The organism is Chryseobacterium sp. MEBOG06 (assembly GCF_021869765.1).
Taxonomy (GTDB): Bacteria; Bacteroidota; Bacteroidia; order Flavobacteriales; family Weeksellaceae; genus Chryseobacterium.
Window position 1 is genome coordinate 4,543,974 of the sequence record NZ_CP084580.1, and the last position, 21,224, is coordinate 4,565,197.

Here is a 21,224-nt window from a genome sequence, read left to right on the forward strand (position 1 = left end):
AATTCGAAATTTGAGATTGTGAAAATATAAAAATAAATCCAAACCCCAAATTTCAAATCATTAATTTTAGTTAAGGTCTTCGAATTCTTTCTTAGAACCTACGATAACACTCTGATACTCTTTAAGACCTGTACCTGCAGGAATTCTGTGTCCTACAATTACGTTTTCTTTCAGACCACCAAGATAATCTACTTTACCAGCAACAGCTGCTTCGTTAAGAACCTTAGTTGTTTCCTGGAATGATGCTGCAGACATGAACGACTTAGTTTGAAGTGCTGCTCTTGTAATACCCTGTAATACAGGCGTTGCTGTAGCAGGTAAAGCTTCTCTCACTTCAACTAAAGCCTGATCTTCACGCTTAAGCTTAGAGTTTTCGTCTCTTAATTCTCTTGCAGTAATCATCTGACCTGGTTTGAATTCTTTAGAATCACCAGCCTCTACTACTACTTTAAGACCGAATACTCTGTTGTTTTCTTCAAGGAAGTCATATTTATGCTCAAGAGCTCCTTCAAGGAATTGAGTATCACCTCCATCTACGATAGATACTTTTGTCATCATCTGTCTTACGATGATTTCGAAGTGCTTGTCGTCGATTTTTACCCCCTGTAGACGGTAAACTTCCTGAATTTCATTTACTAGGTATTCCTGAACCGCAGTTGGACCTTTAATTCTTAAGATATCTTCCGGTGTGATAGAACCGTCAGAAAGTGGAGAACCAGCTCTTACGAAGTCATTCTCCTGAACCAAGATCTGGTTAGAAAGTTTTACCAAGTAAATTTTTCTTTCTCCAGTTTTAGCTTCTACGATCAATTCTCGGTTACCTCTCTTAATTTTTCCGTAAGAAACTACCCCGTCGATTTCAGTTACAACCGCTGGGTTTGAAGGGTTTCTTGCTTCGAATAGTTCGGTAACTCTCGGAAGACCTCCGGTGATATCCCCTGTTTTTGCAGCTTTTCTTGGGATCTTGATTAAAACTTTACCAGCTTTAATTTTTTCACCATCATTTACCATTAAGTGGGCTCCTACCGGTAAGTTGTAAGCTTTTTGCTCAACTCCTTTAGAGTCTACCACTTTAAGGGTAGGTACAGCTTTCTTATTTCTAGATTCAGAGATTACTTTCTCTTCGAATCCTGTTTGTTCGTCAATTTCAAGTTGGAATGAAATACCCTGGATAATATCTTCATATTCTACCTTACCAGCAGTTTCTGCAATGATAACCGCGTTATACGGATCCCACTTACAGATAACATCTCCTTTTTTCACTCTATCACCTGGTTTCACAGCTAATATAGCACCGTACGGTACGTTAGCGATCATTAATGGAGTTTTAGAGTCATTATCAGCAACCAACCTGAATTCTGTTGTACGTGAAACCACTACTTCTGCAGTGTTACCGTTTTCGTCTTCAGAAGTAATTGTTCTTACTTCATCCAATTCAACGATACCGTCTCTTCTAGCCACAATAGATGGGTTTTCAGAAACGTTTGTTGAAACCCCTCCCTGGTGGAAAGTTCTCAATGTTAACTGAGTTCCCGGTTCACCAATTGACTGAGCTGCAATTACACCTACAGCTTCACCCATATGGATCACTTTACCTGTTGCCAGGTTTCTACCATAACATTTCGCACAGATACCTTTCTTAGCTTCACAAGTTAACGGTGAACGAACTTCAACTGCTTCCAGTCCAGCTTGTTCAATTCTCTTAGCTAATGCTTCGATGATTACCTGATCTGCTGTAGCAATCAGCTCATCAGTTTCAGGATCATAGATATTATGAAGAGATACTCTACCTAAGATTCTTTCAGATATTCTTTCAACGATCTCGTCATTTTTCTTAAGTGCAGTAACTTCTGTACCTCTTAGAGTTCCACAGTCGTCTTCTGTAACGATAACGTCCTGCGCAACGTCTACCAATCTTCTCGTTAAGTAACCAGCATCGGCTGTCTTAAGAGCGGTATCCGCAAGACCTTTACGGGCACCGTGGGTAGAGATAAAGTATTCTAGAATTGAAAGACCTTCTTTAAAGTTGGCAAGGATCGGGTTTTCGATAATTTCCGCACCGGTAGAACCTGCTTTTTGCGGTTTTGCCATCAAACCTCTCATCCCTGATAACTGACGGATCTGTTCTTTAGAACCCCTTGCTCCAGAGTCAAGCATCATGTATACAGAGTTGAAACCACCTTGGTCGGTTTTCATTCTGCTCATGATCATTTCAGTTAATCCTGCGTTGGTGTTTGTCCAAACGTCAATTACCTGGTTATAACGTTCTGTATCTGTAATCAGACCCATGTTATAGTTGGCTCTAATTTCGTCTACAGTTTCAATTGAAGTAGCAATCATCTGCTTTTTCTCAACAGGAACTACGATGTCACCTAGTGAGAATGAAAGACCTCCTTTGAATGCATTTGAATACCCTAAGTCTTTCATTGCATCAAGGAACTTCACAGTGGTAGGGAAATCTGTATCAGCAAGGATCTTACCGATAACGTTTCTCAATGATTTCTTAGTAAGAAGTTCATTGATATACCCTGACTGCTTAGGTACAATCTGGTTGAATAAAATTCTACCAACAGAAGTTTCAATCAATCGTGTTACGATTGTTCCATCTTCTTTGATAGGTAATCTACATCTTACCTTAGCATTTAGAGAAACTCTACCTTCAGCATAAGCGATTTCCGCTTCTTCAGGAGAGTAGAATGCAAGGCCTTCACCTTTTACTTTCATATCTTCTGTAGAGCTCAATTCTTTGGTCATGAAATAAAGACCAAGAACCATGTCCTGAGAAGGTACTGTAATTGGAGAACCATTTGCAGGGTTCAAGATGTTCTGAGAACCTAACATCAATAACTGAGCTTCAAGGATTGCCTCTGGTCCTAACGGTAAGTGTACCGCCATCTGGTCACCATCGAAATCGGCGTTGAATGCAGTGGTTACTAACGGGTGTAGCTGGATTGCCTTACCTTCGATCATCTTAGGTTGGAAAGCCTGAATACCAAGTCTGTGAAGCGTAGGTGCCCTGTTCAATAGTACCGGGTGACCTTTCATCACATTTTCAAGGATATCATACACTACTGGTTCTTTTCTATCAATAATTCTCTTTGCAGATTTTACTGTTTTTACAATTCCTCTTTCAATTAGTTTTCTAATGATAAACGGTTTGTAAAGTTCAGCTGCCATATCTTTAGGGATACCACACTCGTGAAGCTGTAAGTTTGGACCTACAACAATTACCGAACGTGCAGAGTAGTCAACCCTTTTCCCTAGTAAGTTCTGACGGAAACGACCTTGCTTACCTTTCAATGAATCTGAAAGTGATTTCAATGGTCTGTTTGATTCAGATTTTACTGCAGAAGATTTTCTTGTATTATCAAATAATGAATCTACTGATTCCTGAAGCATACGCTTCTCGTTTCTTAAGATTACCTCAGGAGCTTTGATCTCCAATAATCTCTTCAAACGGTTGTTTCTAATGATAACTCTTCTATAAAGGTCATTTAAGTCAGAAGTTGCGAAACGTCCTCCATCCAATGGAACTAGTGGTCTTAGTTCTGGTGGGATCACTGGAAGTACACGCATAATCATCCACTCTGGTCTGTTGATCATTCTTGTATTAGCACCTCTTAATGCTTCTACAACGTTCAATCTTTTCAGAGCTTCAGTTCTTCTTTGCTTAGAACCTTCATTGTGAGCTTTGTGTCTTAAGTCGAAAGACAATGCATCAAGATCGATTCTTTTTAATAGATCTTCAACAGCTTCAGCTCCCATTCTGGCGATGAATTTGTTTGGATCAGAGTCATCAAGATACTGGTTTTCTACAGGAAGAGTTTCCATGATATCAAGGTATTCTTCTTCTGTAAGGAATTCCATATTATCAAAATCAGAACCGTCTAATTTCTTAGCAATACCCTGTTGGATCACTACATATCTTTCGTAGTAGATGATCATATCTAATTTCTTAGAAGGAATTCCTAAAAGATATCCGATTTTGTTTGGTAATGAACGGAAATACCATATGTGTGCAATTGGAACTACAAGATTAATGTGCCCGATTCTCTCTCTTCTTACTTTTTTCTCAGTAACTTCTACTCCACAACGGTCACAAACGATCCCTTTGTAACGAATTCTCTTGTACTTACCACAAGCACATTCGTAATCCTTTACAGGACCAAAGATTTTCTCACAGAATAGCCCGTCTCTTTCAGGCTTGTGAGTTCTGTAGTTAATAGTTTCCGGTTTTAAAACCTCCCCTCTTGAGTCTTGTAAAATAGACTCCGGTGAAGCTAAACCGATGGTTATTTTATTAAATCTACTTGATTTATTTTTATTTGACATTTTTTAGATTTTAGATTTTGGATTATAAATTCTGGATTATAAATTCTGAACTGATTCAAAATTCAACACTCAAAATTTAAAATTATTCCTCAAGTCTTACATCAAGTCCAAGTCCTTGTAATTCGTGAAGTAATACATTAAATGATTCTGGAATACCTGGTTCAGGCATAGATTCACCTTTTGCAATTGCTTCATAAGTTTTTGCTCTACCAATCACGTCATCCGACTTCACAGTCAGGATTTCTCTCAAGATGTTTGATGCACCGAATGCTTCAAGTGCCCAAACCTCCATCTCTCCGAATCTCTGACCTCCGAACTGAGCTTTACCTCCTAACGGCTGCTGAGTAATCAATGAGTAAGGACCGATAGAACGAGCGTGCATTTTGTCATCAACCATGTGCCCTAGTTTCAACATATAGATGATACCAACTGTTGCAGCCTGTGTAAATCTTTCTCCGGTACCCCCATCATAAAGGTGAGTGTGACCGAATTTAGGAAGACCTGCTTTCTCAGTGTACTCAGTAATCTGATCAAGAGTTGCTCCGTCAAAGATTGGTGTAGCGAACTTCAATCCTAATTTTTGACCAGCCCATCCAAGAACTGTTTCATAAATCTGACCGATGTTCATACGAGAAGGTACCCCTAGTGGATTCAGTACGATATCTACTGGTGTTCCGTCTTCAAGGAATGGCATATCTTCTTCACGAACGATTCTTGAAACGATACCTTTGTTACCGTGACGTCCAGCCATTTTATCTCCTACATTCAGTTTACGTTTCTTAGCGATATAAACTTTAGCCAACTTCATGATACCAGCTGGAAGCTCATCTCCGATTGAAATTGCAAATTTCTCACGGTTTTTAACTCCCTGGATGTCGTTATATTTGATTTTGTAATTGTGAATTAATTGTTTGATCAATTCATTCTTATCAGCATCAACTGTCCAGTCTGCACCACTAACGTTTACATAATCTTCAACTGAAGTCAATAATCTGTGAGTGAACTTCACCCCTTTACCGATAATTTCCTCATCAAGGTCATTTTGTACCCCTTGAGAAGTTTTACCGCTTACCAGTGTATTTAATTTTTCAATTAAAGTATTTCTCAACTCGTCAAACTTAGCCTTGTAAGTGTTTTCAATCTCTTCAAGTTTAAGTTTTTCTTCAGTTCTTTTCTTTTTGTCTTTAATGTTTCTTGAGAACAATTTCTTGTTGATAACAACTCCTCTTAATGAAGAGTCTGCTTTTAATGATGCATCTTTTACATCACCAGCTTTATCACCGAAGATTGCTCTAAGAAGTTTTTCTTCAGGAGTCGGATCAGATTCACCTTTTGGAGTAATTTTACCAATCATGATATCTCCAGGCTTCACTTCAGCACCGATTCTGATCATACCGTTCTCGTCAAGATCTTTAGTAGCTTCTTCAGAAACGTTTGGAATATCAGCGGTAAGCTCTTCCATACCTAATTTGGTATCACGAACTTCCAGAGAGTACTCATCCACGTGAATTGAAGTAAACCAGTCTTCACGTACAACTTTTTCGTTGATTACGATTGCATCCTCAAAGTTGTATCCTTTCCAAGGCATGAAGGCTACCACTAAGTTTCTACCAAGAGCTAATTCTCCTTTTTCAGTAGCATAACCGTCGCAAAGTACCTGTCCTTTCTCCACTACATCACCTACTCTTACGTTTGGTCTTAGGGTAATTGTTGTACTCTGGTTAGTTTTTCTAAACTTAGTAAGTTTATATGTTTTAGTAGCAGACTCGAATTGTACTAAATCTTCGTCATCGCTTCTTTCATATTTAATAATGATTCTGTCAGCATCTACGTACTGTACAGTACCTGTTCCTTCAGCGTTAATTAAGATTCTAGAATCTCTTGCAACTTGCTGCTCAAGCCCTGTACCAACGATTGGAGCCTGTGGCTTCAATAGAGGAACGGCCTGACGCATCATGTTAGATCCCATCAATGCACGGTTCGCATCATCATGCTCCAAGAATGGAATTAATGAAGCGGAAATACCAGAAATCTGGTTTGGTGCAACATCGATAAGGTTAACCTGAGCTGGCTCAACTACCGGGTAGTCACCATCTAATCTTGCAATAATTCTATCTGTTAAGAAGTCTCCGTTATCGCTCAATTCAACGTTTGCCTGGGCAATTACTTTATCTTCTTCGTCTTCTGCATTTAAGTAGATAGGATCAGAATTAAGTTCAATCTTACCACCTTCTACTTTTCTATACGGAGTTTCGATGAAACCTAATCTGTTGATTTTCGCATAAATACCCAAAGATGAAATCAAACCAATGTTTGGTCCTTCCGGAGTTTCAATTGGACAAATTCTACCGTAGTGGGTATGGTGAACGTCACGAACCTCGAAACCTGCTCTTTCTCTTGATAAACCACCAGGCCCTAGTGCAGATAATCTTCTCTTGTGAGTGATCTCTGATAGTGGGTTGGTTTGGTCCATGAACTGAGAAAGCTGGTTGGTACCAAAGAATGAGTTAATTACAGATGTTAATGTCTTTGCATTTACAAGATCAAGCGGAGTAAAGATTTCGTTATCTCTAACGTTCATTCTTTCCTTGATTGTTCTTGCAATTCTTGAAAGACCTACTCCGAACTGTCCTGCTAATTGCTCACCAACAGTTTTAATTCTTCTGTTTGATAAGTGGTCAATATCATCAACATCAGTTTTTGAGTTTACTAACTCAATTAAGTGTCTTACAATTGCAATGATATCTTCTTTAGTAAGAACCTCAGTTGTAGTTGGGATGTTAAGACTTAATTTTTTATTCAATCTGTAACGTCCTACTTCACCAAGAGAGTATCTTTGCTCAGAGAAGAATAGTTTTTCAATAATTCCTCTTGCAGTTTCCTCATCTGGTGGATCTGCATTTCTTAACTGACGATAAATATACTCTACAGCTTCTTTTTCAGAGTTTGTAGGGTCTTTTTGTAATGTATTCTGGATGATAGAGAATTCATTGCTGTTTTCTTTGTGAATCAAGATAGATTTAACACCAGCATCCAAGATAAGATCTAAATGTTCTTTTTCAAGAATAGTTTCTCTATCTAAGATGATTTCGTTTCTTTCAATAGAAACTACTTCACCTGTATCTTCGTCTACGAAATCTTCGAACCAAGTGTTCAATACTCTCGCAGCCAATGTTCTCCCTTCCACTTTCTTAAGGGCAGCTTTAGAAACTTTCACTTCTTCAGCAAGGTCAAAGATCTGAAGGATATCCTTGTCAGATTCGTATCCGATAGCTCTTAACAAAGTTGTTAATGGTAACTTTTTCTTACGGTCGATATACGCGTACATTACGCTGTTGATATCCGTTGTAAATTCCATCCAAGATCCTTTGAAAGGAATAATTCTTGAATAATAAAGTTTGGTTCCGTTAGCGTGATAAGTCTGTCCGAAGAATACACCAGGTGAACGGTGAAGCTGCGTAACAATAACTCTTTCTGCACCATTGATGATGAAAGATCCACTTGGCGTCATATAAGGAACCGGACCTAAATATACATCCTGAACCACAGTTTGGAAATCTTCGTGTTCCGGATCAGTACAATACAATTTAAGTCTTGCTTTTAGAGGAACTGAATAAGTAAGTCCTCTTTCCACACACTCATCGATTGAATAACGTGGAGAATCTACCAGATAGTCTAAGAATTCTAATACGAATTGATTTCTTGAATCCGTAATTGGGAAATTCTCTTGGAAAGTCTTGTAAAGAGCTTCTGTCTTTCTGGCTTCAGGAAGTGTATCAAGCTGGAAAAATTCTCTGAAAGACTCAATTTGGATATCCAAAAAGTCAGGAGTGATAATTTTTCCTTTCGCTGATGAGAAATTAATTCTCGGATTTCCTTGAGTTGTTGATTTTGTTTTACTCATAAAACTTTTAAGAAAGGGTTAAAAAATATTTTGATTTATTAAAAAAATATCAGGAGAGAAAAAGGTAAAAGAAGTCATAAAAAAGAAAAAGTAAAGAAAATTTTGGCGCAATTATCGGTCTTTGTTCTTCATTATAGGGTCTTTAGGTCTTTTATCTGATTCCTAACTGCAACACTGGTATATCTTTTCACAGTGTAATGCAAAATATTTTTATTACTTTTGAGGCAGTATTACTACAATATCCATAATATACAAAATCCCCTTCATGATTTAAACAATGAAAGAGTTGATTTTCTGTATTTTATAAAATTATAAACAATTTTTAGCGCCAAAAGAGGGGCAAATATACGAAAAGTTATCCACAATAACAAATAAATCCTCTCATTTTGAGGACATTAAAAATACAGCAGGCAGCTCGAAAACCAGCCAGCTATTATCTACATTCAGTTTTCTTCTTATTATTTCACAATAGCCTTATAAAATTTTATACTTGACTGACATTCTATTTTAACGATTCAAACTATTGCAGACAGTACAGAAGCATCACTACCATTACCTTTATTAAATTTAAAGATCTGTAAAACAGAAACAATATATACTTCGCGGGTAATTAATATGTCCATGATGTCTTTTTTAACACTAAGAAATGTGATCCTGTTCCTAATGCCGCTTTGCAAGACACCATAGCTTGAAGAGAATCAATGAAATCAATTCTTTCTTTACCTGCCTTTATTGGTATTATTCTACGCATTAAAATAATTATCAAGCCCATCACTTTTCTTTCTATTAAAGGCACTAGCAACAGAATATCGAGAATGCACAAAAAAAAGAAAGCCCGGGCATTTTGCCCGGGCTTCTATATGTGTAGTGAAATTGAAATTATTTAACTTCTACTTCAGCACCAGCTTCTTCTAATTGCTTCTTAAGAGCTTCAGCTTCGTCTTTAGAAACACCTTCTTTGATAGCAGCAGGAGCTCCATCTACGATGTCTTTAGCTTCTTTAAGACCAGCACCAGTTAAATCTTTTACTAATTTAACGATAGCTAATTTAGATGCACCTGCAGACTTAAGAATTACGTCGAATTCAGTCTTTTCTTCAGCAGCTTCAGCACCAGGACCAGCCATTACTACAGCAGCAGCAGCAGGCTCAATTCCGTACTCATCCTTAAGGATAGCAGCTAATTCGTTTACGTCTTTTACAGTTAGGTTTACTAGCGTTTCAGCTAAATTTTTTAAATCTGACATTGTTGTAATGTTTTTGTTGATTATTTATTTAATTTTTTGAGTATAATTATTCAGCACTTGTTTCTTCAGTGCTTTCTGCAGCAGCTTCTGGAGCTTCAGCAGGAGTTTCTTCTACAGCAGGAGCAGCAGCCTCTTCAGCTTTAGCTTCTACAGTTTCAGATTTGTTTTGAAGAGCAGAAACAACTCTTTGAATTGGAGATTGAAGTAATCCGATGATTTCTCCGATCATTTCTTCTCTAGACTTGATGTTAGCAAGTGCAGTTAAGTTTTCGTCTCCAACATAGAAAGTTTCCTGAAGGTAAGCAGACTTTAAAGCTGGCTTATCTTCTTTCTTTCTGAAACCTTGGATTAATTTTGCAGGACCGTTTGCAGTCTCAGAAATCATTAATGCAGAGTTTCCTTTAAAAGTCTGGAACATTTCAGAGTAATCTACTCCTTCGATTTGTTCCATTGCTTTCTGTAAAAGTGTATTTTTCACCACTTTTATTTTGATATTTTGTTTGAAAGCTTGTCTTCTGAAGTCAGAAGATTTAGCAGCGTTCAGTCCGTCTAGATCTGCTACGTATACTACTTTTGCATCCTGAAGCAAGTCTTTGATCTCTTGTATTGCTACAACTTTTTGGTCTTTTGTCATTGTCTTAAGGATTTATATTAGTTAACAGATTTAGTATCGATTGCAATACCTGGGCTCATTGTAGAAGACAAGTAAATGCTTTTCACGTAAGTTCCTTTAGCAGCAGTCGGCTTCATTTTAACCAATGTCTGGATTAGCTCCTGAGCATTTTCTTTAATCTTAGCAGCATCGAAAGATACTTTACCGATACCAGCATGGATAATACCATACTTGTCTACTTTGAAGTCAATTTTACCAGCTTTTACTTCAGCAACTGCTTTACCAATTTCCATTGTTACAGTTCCTGATTTAGGGTTAGGCATTAGACCTCTTGGACCTAATACTCTACCTAATGGACCTAATTTACCCATAACAGCTGGCATAGTAACGATAACGTCAACATCTGTCCAACCTTCTTTTATTTTTTGTAAATATTCGTCAAGACCTACATAATCAGCACCAGCAGCTTTAGCTTCTGCTTCTTTATCTGGCGTTACAAGAGCTAATACTTTAACATCTTTACCAGTACCGTGAGGAAGAGATACAACACCTCTTACCATTTGGTTTGCTTTTCTTGGGTCTACACCTAATCTTACAGCGATATCTACTGAAGCATCAAACTTTGTAGTGTTCACTTCTTTTACAAGAGCTGAACCTTCTTCAAGGTTATAGATTCTTCCTTTTTCTACTTTGCTTAAAGCTTCCTTTTGCTTTTTAGTTAATTTTGCCATTTCTTTAAGTTTTAAGCGTTAGTTGGTTTAGCTCCTGTTACTTTTAATCCCATAGATCTAGCAGTACCTGCAACCATAGAAAGAGCAGAATCGATTGTAAAGCAGTTAAGATCTGTCATCTTATCTTCAGCGATTTTCTTCACTTGATCCCAAGATACAGAACCTACTTTGTTTCTATTCGGTTCACCGGAACCTCCCTTGATCTTAGCGGCATCCATTAGCTGGATCGCTGCAGGTGGAGTTTTAATAACGAATTCAAAAGATTTGTCTTCGTATACTGTAATTACTACAGGTAAAACTTGCCCTGGCTTATCTTGGGTTCTTCCGTTAAATTGCTTACAAAACTCCATGATGTTCACACCTGCAGAACCCAATGCTGGACCTACTGGTGGAGAAGGGTTAGCTGCGCCACCTTTCACCTGAAGCTTTACCATTTTAAAGACTTTCTTAGCCATTGTTTGTTTTTTAAATTTGAATAATTAATGAGTTTGGAAGCATTTATTATTCAGCAGGTTATGCACTCACATAACAATAAACCTACTTTTCGGACTGCAAAATTATGAAATATTTTTGAAATAGCAAACGGAAATTACTGATTTTTAAAAAGTTTAGAAAAAATATCTGAAAAACAGAGGTTCTAAATTTTTCAGATCATTTATTTTTTTCCTTCTCCGAATATTTGATTTCTGCGTCTGATTCTTCCATTTAAAATAGAAATCCTGAATTAATAATACTTTTAAAGAAATGTACCCCCTGTCTGGGAAAAAGAAAGACCGTCTCAAAGCAGAGACAGTCTTTTTAAAATGTCAAAGTATACTATACTTGTTAAAAACCTGATGGTTTATTGACAGCCTTCGTAGAACCATCAGTTCCTCCCAGATCAGTATTTATATCACCGATATTTTGTTTTGTAATCAGTCTTTTATAAGCCATAAGGTAGAGGTCTATCGTAAAGTCGTTATAGCTTCTGGACGGAGTGCTTGTATTAGTGGCAACAATTCTGCTATCAGTAAATTTTGCTCTGATATGCCATGTTCCATTACTTTTGAAAGCTACTACATCCGGCGAGCCCTGCTTATTGTCATTAACGCCATTATTCCCGTAGTCAAGCATAACATTGGTAGAGTTATCACTGGTTCTGAAGGAATAATTATGTAATACTACCATGAAATTATTAGCATCTATCTTCGTATCATAATCTGTCAGTCCGTCACCGGATACTCCTGTAAGTGAAAGTTTGATATAATTAAACAATCCGCTGCTTTCCAAATTTGGATCATACAACTGAAGCGCATTTTGCGAAGTAGCTAAAAAGCTTCCCCCGGACATTGTAGGTTCTCCCGGATTTCTTAGATATAACGAATTTGTATACGTTTTACCATTAACCTCAAGTGTCTCAGTAGGGCTCGCAGTATTAATCCCTACTTTACCTTTCTGGGCATTTAAAAATATTCCCAGGCCTATCATTATTGCGATAAAAAATTTTCTTTCCATAGTATTTTATTGAAGCCCTAAAGGCGTATTGGTTGATACTCCCGAATAAGACGGCGAAGCTGACGCTGAAACAGAACCATTAAAAGTTCCCCAATCTTTTACTAATGATTTTTCAAAGACATTTAGGGTAAACGTCCAAGTCCCATTTTGCGCAGAAGCTGTACCAGCTCCTTTAAAACCTAAATTGACAGCATGATAGTTTTTCCCGGCAAAAGGAATCTGAGTTACTTCAGTAGAATAAGAACCGAAAGATTTTGGAGATGTTGTTGTATTTACTCCCGGCACAGCACCAGTAAAAACAGCATTTGTAATAGCAACAACATATTTAGAGGTATCTAATCCCGTATTGAGATTCACAACTTCATCTTCTTTTACATTTCTCAAAATGATACTATATATATTGACCGGTGCTACGTTACGAAGTGAAATATCAAGCAGCTTAACTTTCCCTACCGGTGAAGTATCTTTAGAGCGGGTAAGGAGAAGATAGTTTCCACCCGCTTTTGTATTTTCAGTATCTATCAAATAAGACTCAACTAATGTTTCTCCTACTACATCAAGAGTTCCTTTAGGAGCGTTTGTGTTAATTCCAACCTGGGCATTAATGCCGGAAAAAGCAAAGCCCGTTAAGAATATCATAATAATTTTTTTCATAGAATATATGTTTTTTATTGAATTAGCGGAGCTGCTGCAGCACCAGTTGTAGAAGCACCAAGATTTTGTGTAGAAGTAAATTCTTTTGCATATGATCTATCAAAGACCAATAAATTAAGAGTCCACACTCCAGTTGGAAATGATGAGTCTGGCGAGAATCCCTGATAATCGGCTTTCAATTTCCAGGTTCCTCCTGTAGAATAGGCAAAAATCTGAGGTACCGGCGTAAGCCAGTCGGCAGAAAAAGTTCTTGTCGGTTGAGTAAACCCAAAAGAAGAGATCACCACCAGAAATTTTTGAGAATTTATTTTTGTATCAAACTGATTTACCCAATCTTTATCTGAAGGATCACAGGTAATTTTGTACTGAATAAGGTTGATTGGTGCAGGGGAATTAGGTACAAATGAATCATTATAAGCCGTAATTTTATTATCCGGTGCAGGAGACTTGATAATGAAGGTGTAATTTTCATTGGTCCCAAGCTTTTCCAGTGGTTGTTTGAAGACTATTCCAGATGTCTTCATTGTACCATTAACTGTAAGTTCCTTTTCTGGGTTAGCTGTGTTTATACCAACCTGAGCATTACCTGATACAGCAATACCCATCAACAGGACTGTCGAAATAATTTTTGTCATGGAGTTGTGTGTTTATTTTAATATTAACCTTCTCTATGTTTCTGTTTTATTCTCATTATGAAACAAAGAGATATTGTACACATTTTATCTTGTGTACGAAGTCAAGGGGAATATAAATTTTATTGATTAACAGACTGGTAGCTTGCAATAAGTATGCCATCAAAAGAAAAACACATACATAAACGTAAATCTGACCCAAATAATAAAAAGCAAATATAATTACAAAGATCATGAATTATAGTAAGGAAGGAGCTCTATATAGAGAACAAAAAAATACAATACTTACGGTAAAACTTAAAGTTGGAAAGAGGAATTTTAAAAACTTTATTTAGTTCACAACTTTTGGAATCGTTTTATTAACATTCAACATGATAAATCTGACTAAAAACAAGAAAGTAGTGTAAAAGCAAAAAAGACTGCTATTAAGCAGTCTTTTTTATATTTTTAGAAGTGATTATTACACTTTTTCTACTTGCATATAGCTCAACTCCATTGGAGTTTTTCTACCGAAGATCAATACAGAAACTTCAATTTTCTTCTTGTCTTCAAGAATTTTCTCAACTGTACCATTGAATCCATTGAAAGGTCCATCGATTACTTTCACGTTTTCACCTACTACATAAGGAATTTCAACATCGCTTGCGAATTCTGAAAGTTCATCCATTCTTCCAAGCATTCTGTTTACCTCAGATTTTCTCATTGGAACAGGATCTCCTCCTTTAGTTAAACTTAAGAAAGATATAACTCCAGGAATGTTTTTGATAGCGTGAGGAATTTCTCCCATCAGGTCTGCTTCAATCATTAAGTATCCAGGATAGTAAGGTTTCTCTTTAGGAACTTTTTTACCGTTTCTAATCTGGATAACCTTTTCCATAGGAATAACCACTTGAGTAACATACTGCTCAAACCCTAAACGTTTGATTTCTGTCTCAATATAGTTTTTCACTTTATTTTCCTGTCCGCTGATTGCTTTCAGCACATACCATTTCAATTCGCTCATTATGGGAAAACACTTTTATAATTAATTGAACATGTTGATTAACATTCCTATGATGTTGCTGATTGATTTAGAAAACAATTCATCAACTCCAAATGTAAATAATGCCAGAATAACTGTCGCAATAGTCACCACAATTGTAGATGACTGAAGGTCAGCCCACTTTGGCCATTCAACTTTATGTCTAAATTCGTTATAAGAACCTTTTAAAAAATCGACAAATGAACTCATAATTTATATTTGCACGGGCACAAGGATTCGAACCCTGATCAACGGTTTTGGAGACCGGTATCCTACCATTGGACGATGCCCGTAGATAAAAGCTTCCGAGAGTTTCCTTTCGGAAGCTTTATTTATTTTAAGATGATTAGTCTATGATTTCAGTAACCTGACCAGATCCAACTGTTCTACCTCCTTCTCTAATTGCAAATCTAAGACCTACGTTAAGAGCGATTGGCTGTAACAATTCTACAGTGATCTCTAAGTTATCTCCTGGCATTACCATTTCTACACCTTCTGGTAAGAAGATCTCACCTGTAACGTCAGTAGTTCTTACATAGAACTGAGGACGGTACTTGTTGTGGAATGGAGTGTGACGTCCACCTTCTTCTTTAGAAAGGATATAAACAGAAGCTTTGAATTTTTTGTGTGGCTTAACTGAATCTTTCTTAGCGATAACCATACCTCTCTTGATGTCAGTTTTTTCAATACCTCTCAACAATAGACCTACGTTATCTCCAGCTTCACCTCTATCAAGGATTTTTCTGAACATCTCAACTCCTGTAATAGTAGAAGTTAATTTTTCGTCACCCATACCTACGATATCAACCGGATCACCAGTGTTAATAACACCAGCCTCGATTCTACCAGTTGCTACAGTACCTCTACCTGTAATAGAGAATACGTCTTCAATTGGCATCAAGAATGGCTTTTCAGTATCTCTTGGTGGTTGCTCGATCCAAGTATCAACAGCATCCATCAATTCTTCAACGCTCTTGAACCACTTATCTTCAGTATCAGGAGTAGCTGCTGTAGCTGCTGTAAGAGCACCTAATGCAGAACCTTGAATTACTGGAGAGTTGTCTCCGTCAAAGTCATAAGTAGATAATAAGTCTCTAAGCTCCATTTCAACAAGCTCTAATAACTCAGCATCGTCTACCATGTCAACTTTGTTCATGAAAACAACGATTCTTGGTACATTTACCTGACGGCAAAGTAGGATATGTTCTCTAGTTTGAGGCATTGGACCATCAGTTGCAGCACATACTACGATAGCTCCATCCATTTGAGCAGCACCAGTTACCATGTTCTTAACATAATCGGCGTGACCTGGACAGTCAACGTGAGCATAGTGTCTTTTTTCAGTTTCGTATTCGATGTGAGCAGTATTGATAGTAATACCTCTTTCTTTTTCTTCTGGAGCAGAGTCAATTGCAGAGAAGTCTTTTTTCTCAGCAAGACCTTTGCTAGCTAATACAGCAGAAATAGCAGCTGTAAGAGTAGTTTTACCATGGTCAACGTGACCAATAGTACCAATGTTCAAGTGTGGTTTGTTACGATTAAACGTTTCCTTTGCCATGATTTAAAATTATTTATTTATTGTTTTTCAAATTTTCGGTGTGCAAATATAATGAATTTTTAAATACCAAAAACTTTTTATTAAAAAAACTTTCAATATTCACATCCAATGAAGTACAAACCTTACATTTTAATGTATTGAGACTGCAAATTTACACATTTTTCCGGATTGAAAAAAATCCTTCGCAGCGTTTTATTAAAATTCTAAACTATCTCATTAATTATGAATGCAATAAGTAACAAAAAAGTTTATTAAACAATCATTATATCGGCAGATCCATGTTTATTTTTTTCTCGTAAATATAGAAACAACCACTAAAATCAGTGCTATGAGAAAAATATTACCCATTTGTTTGAGTGTGTTTGACATTGTAATATTCTATTTGTGATTGATCATAATACAGATAAGTTATATCAGCAAAACCCACCAAATAACGGAACTTTGGCAGAAACGGGTTCTTTAGGTATTAATATTACCAATGCTAATGGGTTTGATATTGGAAGCATAAGCCAAAAAGCATATTTAATGGCTTCGGTAGGTTCATCCACAAAAATTTATACTATCAATACTACAACTGGGGCAGCCGCTTCGGTTTCTGATTATCCCAATTCTGTAAAAGCCTTTGCAGTGGGATTAGGTTTTTAAACTCATCCTATTTTATTTCAGTAATAGAGAAGCGCGGAAAACAAAGTTTTCCGCGCTTCCGCTTAATATAAAATGAAAGAATAATTAAATCGGCTGTGATTTTTTGGTTCTGTTGAAAATCCAGAAAATAATAGGGAAAATAAGCAGTGTAAGTATCGTTGCTGTTATAAGTCCTCCAATAATTACAATTGCCAAAGGCTTTTGAGATTCTGAACCAATTCCTGTAGACAAAGCTGCCGGCATAAGCCCAATGGATGCCATAAGCGCAGTCATGATAACGGGTCTTGTTCTGGATTTCACTCCACTTAATATGGCCGTATCTATATCCATCCCATCTTTAACATTCTGATGGAATTCGGTAATAAGGATAACTCCATTCTGAATACATATCCCCAAAAGGGCAATCATTCCTACTCCGGCGGAAATACCAAAGTTGATTCCCGTAACATGCAGGGCGATAATTCCCCCAATCAATGCAAAAGGGACATTGGCAAGGACGAGCAGTGAATCTTTGATGTTTCCAAACAGAATAAACAACAGGAAGAAGATCATCAGTATACTCACAGGGACTACCTGCGCCAATCTGTGTGAAGCACGCTGCTGGTTTTCAAACTGCCCTGTCCATCCTACAGAATAGCCATCCGGAAGGTCAATTGTTTCCACTTTTTTCTGTGCATCGGCAATAGTGCCTCCCAAATCACGATCACGGATTGAGAATTTAACCCCTATATATCTTTTAATATTGTCTCTGTATATAAATGCTGCTCCATTGTCTTTAACAATATTACTGATCTCTTTTAATGGAATTTTGGCACCATCCTGTGTCGGAACCATTAATGAGGCTATGTCATTTTCATCGGTTCTGTATTCCTGGGAATAACGAAGACGGATTGGGAATTTTCTTTCACCATCAAACATTTCTGAAGCAGTTTTCCCTCCGAAAGCCATTTCCAGTACTGCCTGAGCGTCTGCCGGCATTACCCCATAAGCAGCCATTTTATCGCGGTCTAGTACTACACTTACTTCCGGCTGCCCAATATTTTTAATGATCCCCGGGTCTTTTACTCCGTCTACATCTTTGATCTTTAATAAGACTTCATTAGCCAGTTTATCAAGAGTTTCCAAATTATCGCCATAAATCTTGATCCCGTTTTCTGCTTTGAAACCGGCTACGGCTTCTGCCACGTTATCAGAAATAGGCTGGGAATAGTTGAAAGTAATCCCCTGATAACTTCTCAGTTTTTTATCAATTTCATTGATCAGTTCATCATAGGTGATCTTACGTTTCCATTCTTCTCTGGGTTTAAGGTTTACAGCAAACTGTACGAATCCAAATCCGTTCGGGTCAGTACCGTCATTACTTCTTCCTGTCTGTGCAAGAACATCGGTAACTTCCGAGAAACTCATAATATCCTTTTTCAAAAGATCTGCTGTCTTGAGAGACTCTTTTAAGGATGAACTCATCGGCATTTCTGCTGTAATCCAAAGAGAACCTTCATTCAGCTGCGGAAGGAATTCAGTTCCCAGGAATTTACCAGAAAATAAAGTAACTACAAGGAAAGAGATCGCAACGATCATACTCGTCTTTTTATGCTTAAATGTCATATTAAAGCCTTTCAGCACGATCCTATCCCAAAAATTCACAAATGGGTTGTTTTTTTCTCTTACATTTTTATTTAAAAGGATATGAGAAAGAACAGGAACCAATGTCAGTGTGAAGATCAACGCTCCCATTAGTGCAAATCCCAGGGTAAAAGCCAGGGGAGAAAACATTTTCCCTTCTACTTTCTGGAATGAGAAAATAGGAATCAGAGAGGTGATGATAATTAATTTTGAAAAGAAGATGGCTTTTCCCAAACCGGTTCCGGTCTGCTTGATCCAGCCTCCTTTTGCGAGTTTATTAAATTTCTCCATCCCATAACGCTTGGCTTTATGGTCCAGCATTACAAAGAGTCCTTCCACCATGACGACGGCCCCATCGATGATAATACCAAAGTCTACCGCTCCTAATGAAAGCAGGTTCGCACTCATTCCTGCCAGTTTTAAACATAAAAATGCAAAAAGCAGGGATAAAGGAATGATGATGGAAACAATCAGAGTGGTTCTCCAATCAGCCATAAAGATTAAAACGATTACCGTTACCAGTACAATACCTTCAATCAGGTTATGCATTACAGTATGCGTTGTAAAGTCCATCAGGTTATCTCTGTCATAGAAAGTAACCATTTTTACGTCTTTAGGGAGTATTTTTTCGTTCAGTTCTTTAATTTTAGCTTTTACGCCTATAAGAACCTCTCTCGGATTCTCTCCTTTTCTCATTACAACGATTCCTTCTACGGTATCGTCATGATTATTTAGTGCTGCCTGTCCCACTCTAGGCATAGAGCTTTCGTGAACTTCAGCTACATTTTTTACCAGTACCGGGTTTCCGCTATCATTTTGAATGGTAATATTTCCAATATCTGCCACAGATTTCACCAAACCAATTCCTCTTACCACATAAGCCTGTCCATTTTTTTCAATGACATCACCACCTACATTCAGGTTACTCTTTGTAACGGCATCATATACCTGAAGCGGAGTCAGGTTATATTTATCCAATGCTCTCGGATCGATACTAAGTTCAAATACTTTGTCCTGTCCTCCAAATACGTTGATATCTGCTACTCCGGGTACACCTCTTAAGGCACGGTCAATGACCCAGTTTTGTAAAGTAAGGAGTGCTCTGGAGTCTTTTGTTTTACTTTCCAGTGTATATCTGAAAATTTCTCCGGTTGGCCCGTAGGGTGGCTGTACTTCGGGATCTACCTCATCAGGAAGGCTAATGGTTCTTAATTGGTTATTGACCTGATTTCTGGCAAAAGTATCGTCCACCCCGTCGTCAAACAGAATTTTAACAATGGAAAGACCAAACATAGTGGTACTTCTCACACTTGTTTTCTTCTGAACCGGGCTCATCGCCAATTCAATAGGTGTAGTGACAAAACGTTCTACTTCTTCTGCACTACGTCCATTCCACTGGGTGATGATTACAATCTGGGTATTGGTTACATCCGGGAAAGCTTCAATAGGCATGTTTTTGAAACTTATAAACCCGGAGATTGCTAAAATAGCCACCCAGATAAAAGTAAATGCTTTATTTTTTAATGAAAAAGCGATTATATTTTTTATGAATTTATTCATGATAGATAAATTGATGACCTAAAAAAGCCGTTGAAAGGAATTATTTTAAAACCTCTAAAATTTAACCTTTAAGATGATGAAAGAATTCCTGAGTACTTAAAAACATTCTTAATGGTTAACGGTCGCTAGCTGTTTAAAGAACGGTATATTAAAAGCTGGTTATTGGTAATCACTTCTTCACCTTCTTTCAGACCATCTGCAATATAAGTAACATCTCCTACCTGCTTCAGTACTTTGATTTCTCTAATTTTCACATCAGTCCTTGATTTGAAAATGATGACAAAACTTTTGTTATCATCAAAAATCACCGATTTTGATGGGACAGTCAGCATCGTGCTACTTTCTGAACTTGAAACTTTTATGGTTGCTTTACTATCCGGGATCAATAATCCGTTGGCATTATCAAGGACTACTCTAGCCTGCATTGCGTTAGTCTGAGGATCAATGATTTTAAATATTTTATCAATTTTCCCGTCAAAAAATTTATCCGGATAAGAAAGAGTCGAAACCTGAGCTTTCATTCCAAGGCTGATCTTGTCAATATCTGATTCATTAACGTTCATGATTGCCCAAACATTGGTCATATTGGCAACGTCAAAGATATTATCACTTCTGTCGCTTCTCAGCTGCATATCTTTGTTGATGCTTTTCTGAACGATATAACCATTAATAGGCGCAACAACACTGTAAATATTTCCTCTATTCACGTTATAAACGGTACTTACTGCTGTAGCTCTCTGCAATTGATCTTCTGCTTTCTGAAGCTGACTTTTTGCTTCCAGAACATCTCTTTCTGTATTCAGCTTTCCTTCATATAGTTCTTTAGAAACACGAAGGTTATTCTTGGCTACTACCAAATCTGTTTTTGCATCACTCACATCTTTTTGGATTTCTGCCAGTTCTGTACTTCTGATGGTAGCCAGCACCTGTCCTTTTTTCACATAATCACCAAGCTCCACATTTACACTCATCACATTTCCTCCAACAAGTGGGTAAACGTCAATATAACTATTTTTATCAGCAGAAATTTTTCCGTAAAAGCTGTATTCATCTTCTATATTCTTTTTTTCAACTTTTGCCAGAGAAATAGAACTCAGCATCGTATTGCTCAGTTCAAAGCCTTTTTTGGCCTGATTGGTTTTTTCTGCCTCTTTTTTTGAACAGGCCATTAAAGATAAGACCATCAATACGGGAATAATATATGTTTTCATC

At 37.3% G+C, this 21,224-nt stretch carries 15 protein-coding genes and 1 tRNA gene; 1 reads left to right on the forward strand and 15 read right to left on the reverse strand.

Annotation, left to right across the window (positions count from 1 at the left end; translation table 11 throughout):
• Nucleotides 1-66: 66 nt before the first annotated feature.
• The 13 genes from rpoC to tuf all read right to left on the reverse strand — a co-directional run bounded on the left by rpoC (nt 67) and on the right by tuf (nt 16,184).
• Complete coding sequence (gene rpoC, locus LF887_RS20780) at nt 67-4,332, reverse strand: DNA-directed RNA polymerase subunit beta' (RefSeq protein ID WP_236856182.1); 4,266 nt, start codon at nt 4,330-4,332, stop codon at nt 67-69.
• A gap of 82 nt (nt 4,333-4,414) precedes the next feature.
• Nucleotides 4,415-8,236, reverse strand: coding sequence for a DNA-directed RNA polymerase subunit beta (rpoB, locus tag LF887_RS20785; protein ID WP_236856183.1), 3,822 nt, complete (start codon nt 8,234-8,236; stop codon nt 4,415-4,417).
• 879 nt (nt 8,237-9,115) lie between these two features.
• On the reverse strand, nt 9,116-9,481 hold the full coding sequence (gene rplL / locus LF887_RS20790; RefSeq protein ID WP_236856184.1) for a 50S ribosomal protein L7/L12: 366 nt from the start codon (nt 9,479-9,481) through the stop codon (nt 9,116-9,118).
• A 46-nt stretch (nt 9,482-9,527) separates the two neighbouring features.
• A complete protein-coding gene (rplJ, locus tag LF887_RS20795; RefSeq protein ID WP_236856185.1) occupies nt 9,528-10,115 on the reverse strand; it encodes a 50S ribosomal protein L10 in 588 nt (195 codons plus the stop codon).
• A gap of 17 nt (nt 10,116-10,132) precedes the next feature.
• Nucleotides 10,133-10,825, reverse strand: coding sequence for a 50S ribosomal protein L1 (gene rplA / locus LF887_RS20800; RefSeq protein ID WP_236856186.1), 693 nt, complete (start codon nt 10,823-10,825; stop codon nt 10,133-10,135).
• A gap of 11 nt (nt 10,826-10,836) precedes the next feature.
• Entirely contained in the window at nt 10,837-11,280 is a 444-nt protein-coding gene (gene rplK / locus LF887_RS20805) for a 50S ribosomal protein L11 (protein ID WP_236856187.1), read from the reverse strand.
• 370 nt (nt 11,281-11,650) lie between these two features.
• Entirely contained in the window at nt 11,651-12,319 is a 669-nt protein-coding gene (locus LF887_RS20810) for a hypothetical protein (protein ID WP_236856188.1), read from the reverse strand.
• A gap of 6 nt (nt 12,320-12,325) precedes the next feature.
• Entirely contained in the window at nt 12,326-12,973 is a 648-nt protein-coding gene (locus LF887_RS20815) for a hypothetical protein (protein WP_236856189.1), read from the reverse strand.
• A 14-nt stretch (nt 12,974-12,987) separates the two neighbouring features.
• Nucleotides 12,988-13,608: a hypothetical protein gene (locus tag LF887_RS20820; RefSeq protein ID WP_236856190.1), complete on the reverse strand. Its 621-nt coding sequence runs from the start codon at nt 13,606-13,608 to the stop codon at nt 12,988-12,990.
• A gap of 457 nt (nt 13,609-14,065) precedes the next feature.
• Nucleotides 14,066-14,608 (reverse strand): transcription termination/antitermination protein NusG, encoded by a 543-nt coding sequence (gene nusG, locus LF887_RS20825; protein ID WP_123943340.1) that lies wholly within the window; start codon nt 14,606-14,608, stop codon nt 14,066-14,068.
• A 21-nt stretch (nt 14,609-14,629) separates the two neighbouring features.
• Nucleotides 14,630-14,836 carry a preprotein translocase subunit SecE gene (gene secE / locus LF887_RS20830; protein ID WP_160135970.1) on the reverse strand — a complete coding sequence of 69 codons (207 nt, stop codon included), beginning with the start codon at nt 14,834-14,836 and terminating at the stop codon, nt 14,630-14,632.
• 12 nt (nt 14,837-14,848) lie between these two features.
• Nucleotides 14,849-14,919: transfer RNA gene (locus tag LF887_RS20835), tRNA-Trp, on the reverse strand.
• Nucleotides 14,920-14,972: 53 nt separating this feature from the next.
• Nucleotides 14,973-16,184: an elongation factor Tu gene (tuf, locus tag LF887_RS20840; RefSeq protein WP_236856191.1), complete on the reverse strand. Its 1,212-nt coding sequence runs from the start codon at nt 16,182-16,184 to the stop codon at nt 14,973-14,975.
• A 384-nt stretch (nt 16,185-16,568) separates the two neighbouring features.
• Between tuf and LF887_RS20845 the strand changes: the two genes are divergently transcribed.
• Nucleotides 16,569-16,829, forward strand: a complete 261-nt coding sequence (locus tag LF887_RS20845; RefSeq protein ID WP_236856192.1) for a DUF4394 domain-containing protein — start codon at nt 16,569-16,571, stop codon at nt 16,827-16,829.
• 84 nt (nt 16,830-16,913) lie between these two features.
• Here the strand turns inward: LF887_RS20845 and LF887_RS20850 are convergent, their stop codons facing one another.
• A complete protein-coding gene (locus LF887_RS20850; RefSeq protein WP_236856193.1) occupies nt 16,914-20,012 on the reverse strand; it encodes an efflux RND transporter permease subunit in 3,099 nt (1,032 codons plus the stop codon).
• Nucleotides 20,013-20,137: 125 nt separating this feature from the next.
• Nucleotides 20,138-21,223, reverse strand: a complete 1,086-nt coding sequence (locus tag LF887_RS20855) for an efflux RND transporter periplasmic adaptor subunit (protein ID WP_236856194.1) — start codon at nt 21,221-21,223, stop codon at nt 20,138-20,140.
• Nucleotide 21,224: the final 1 nt, after the last annotated feature.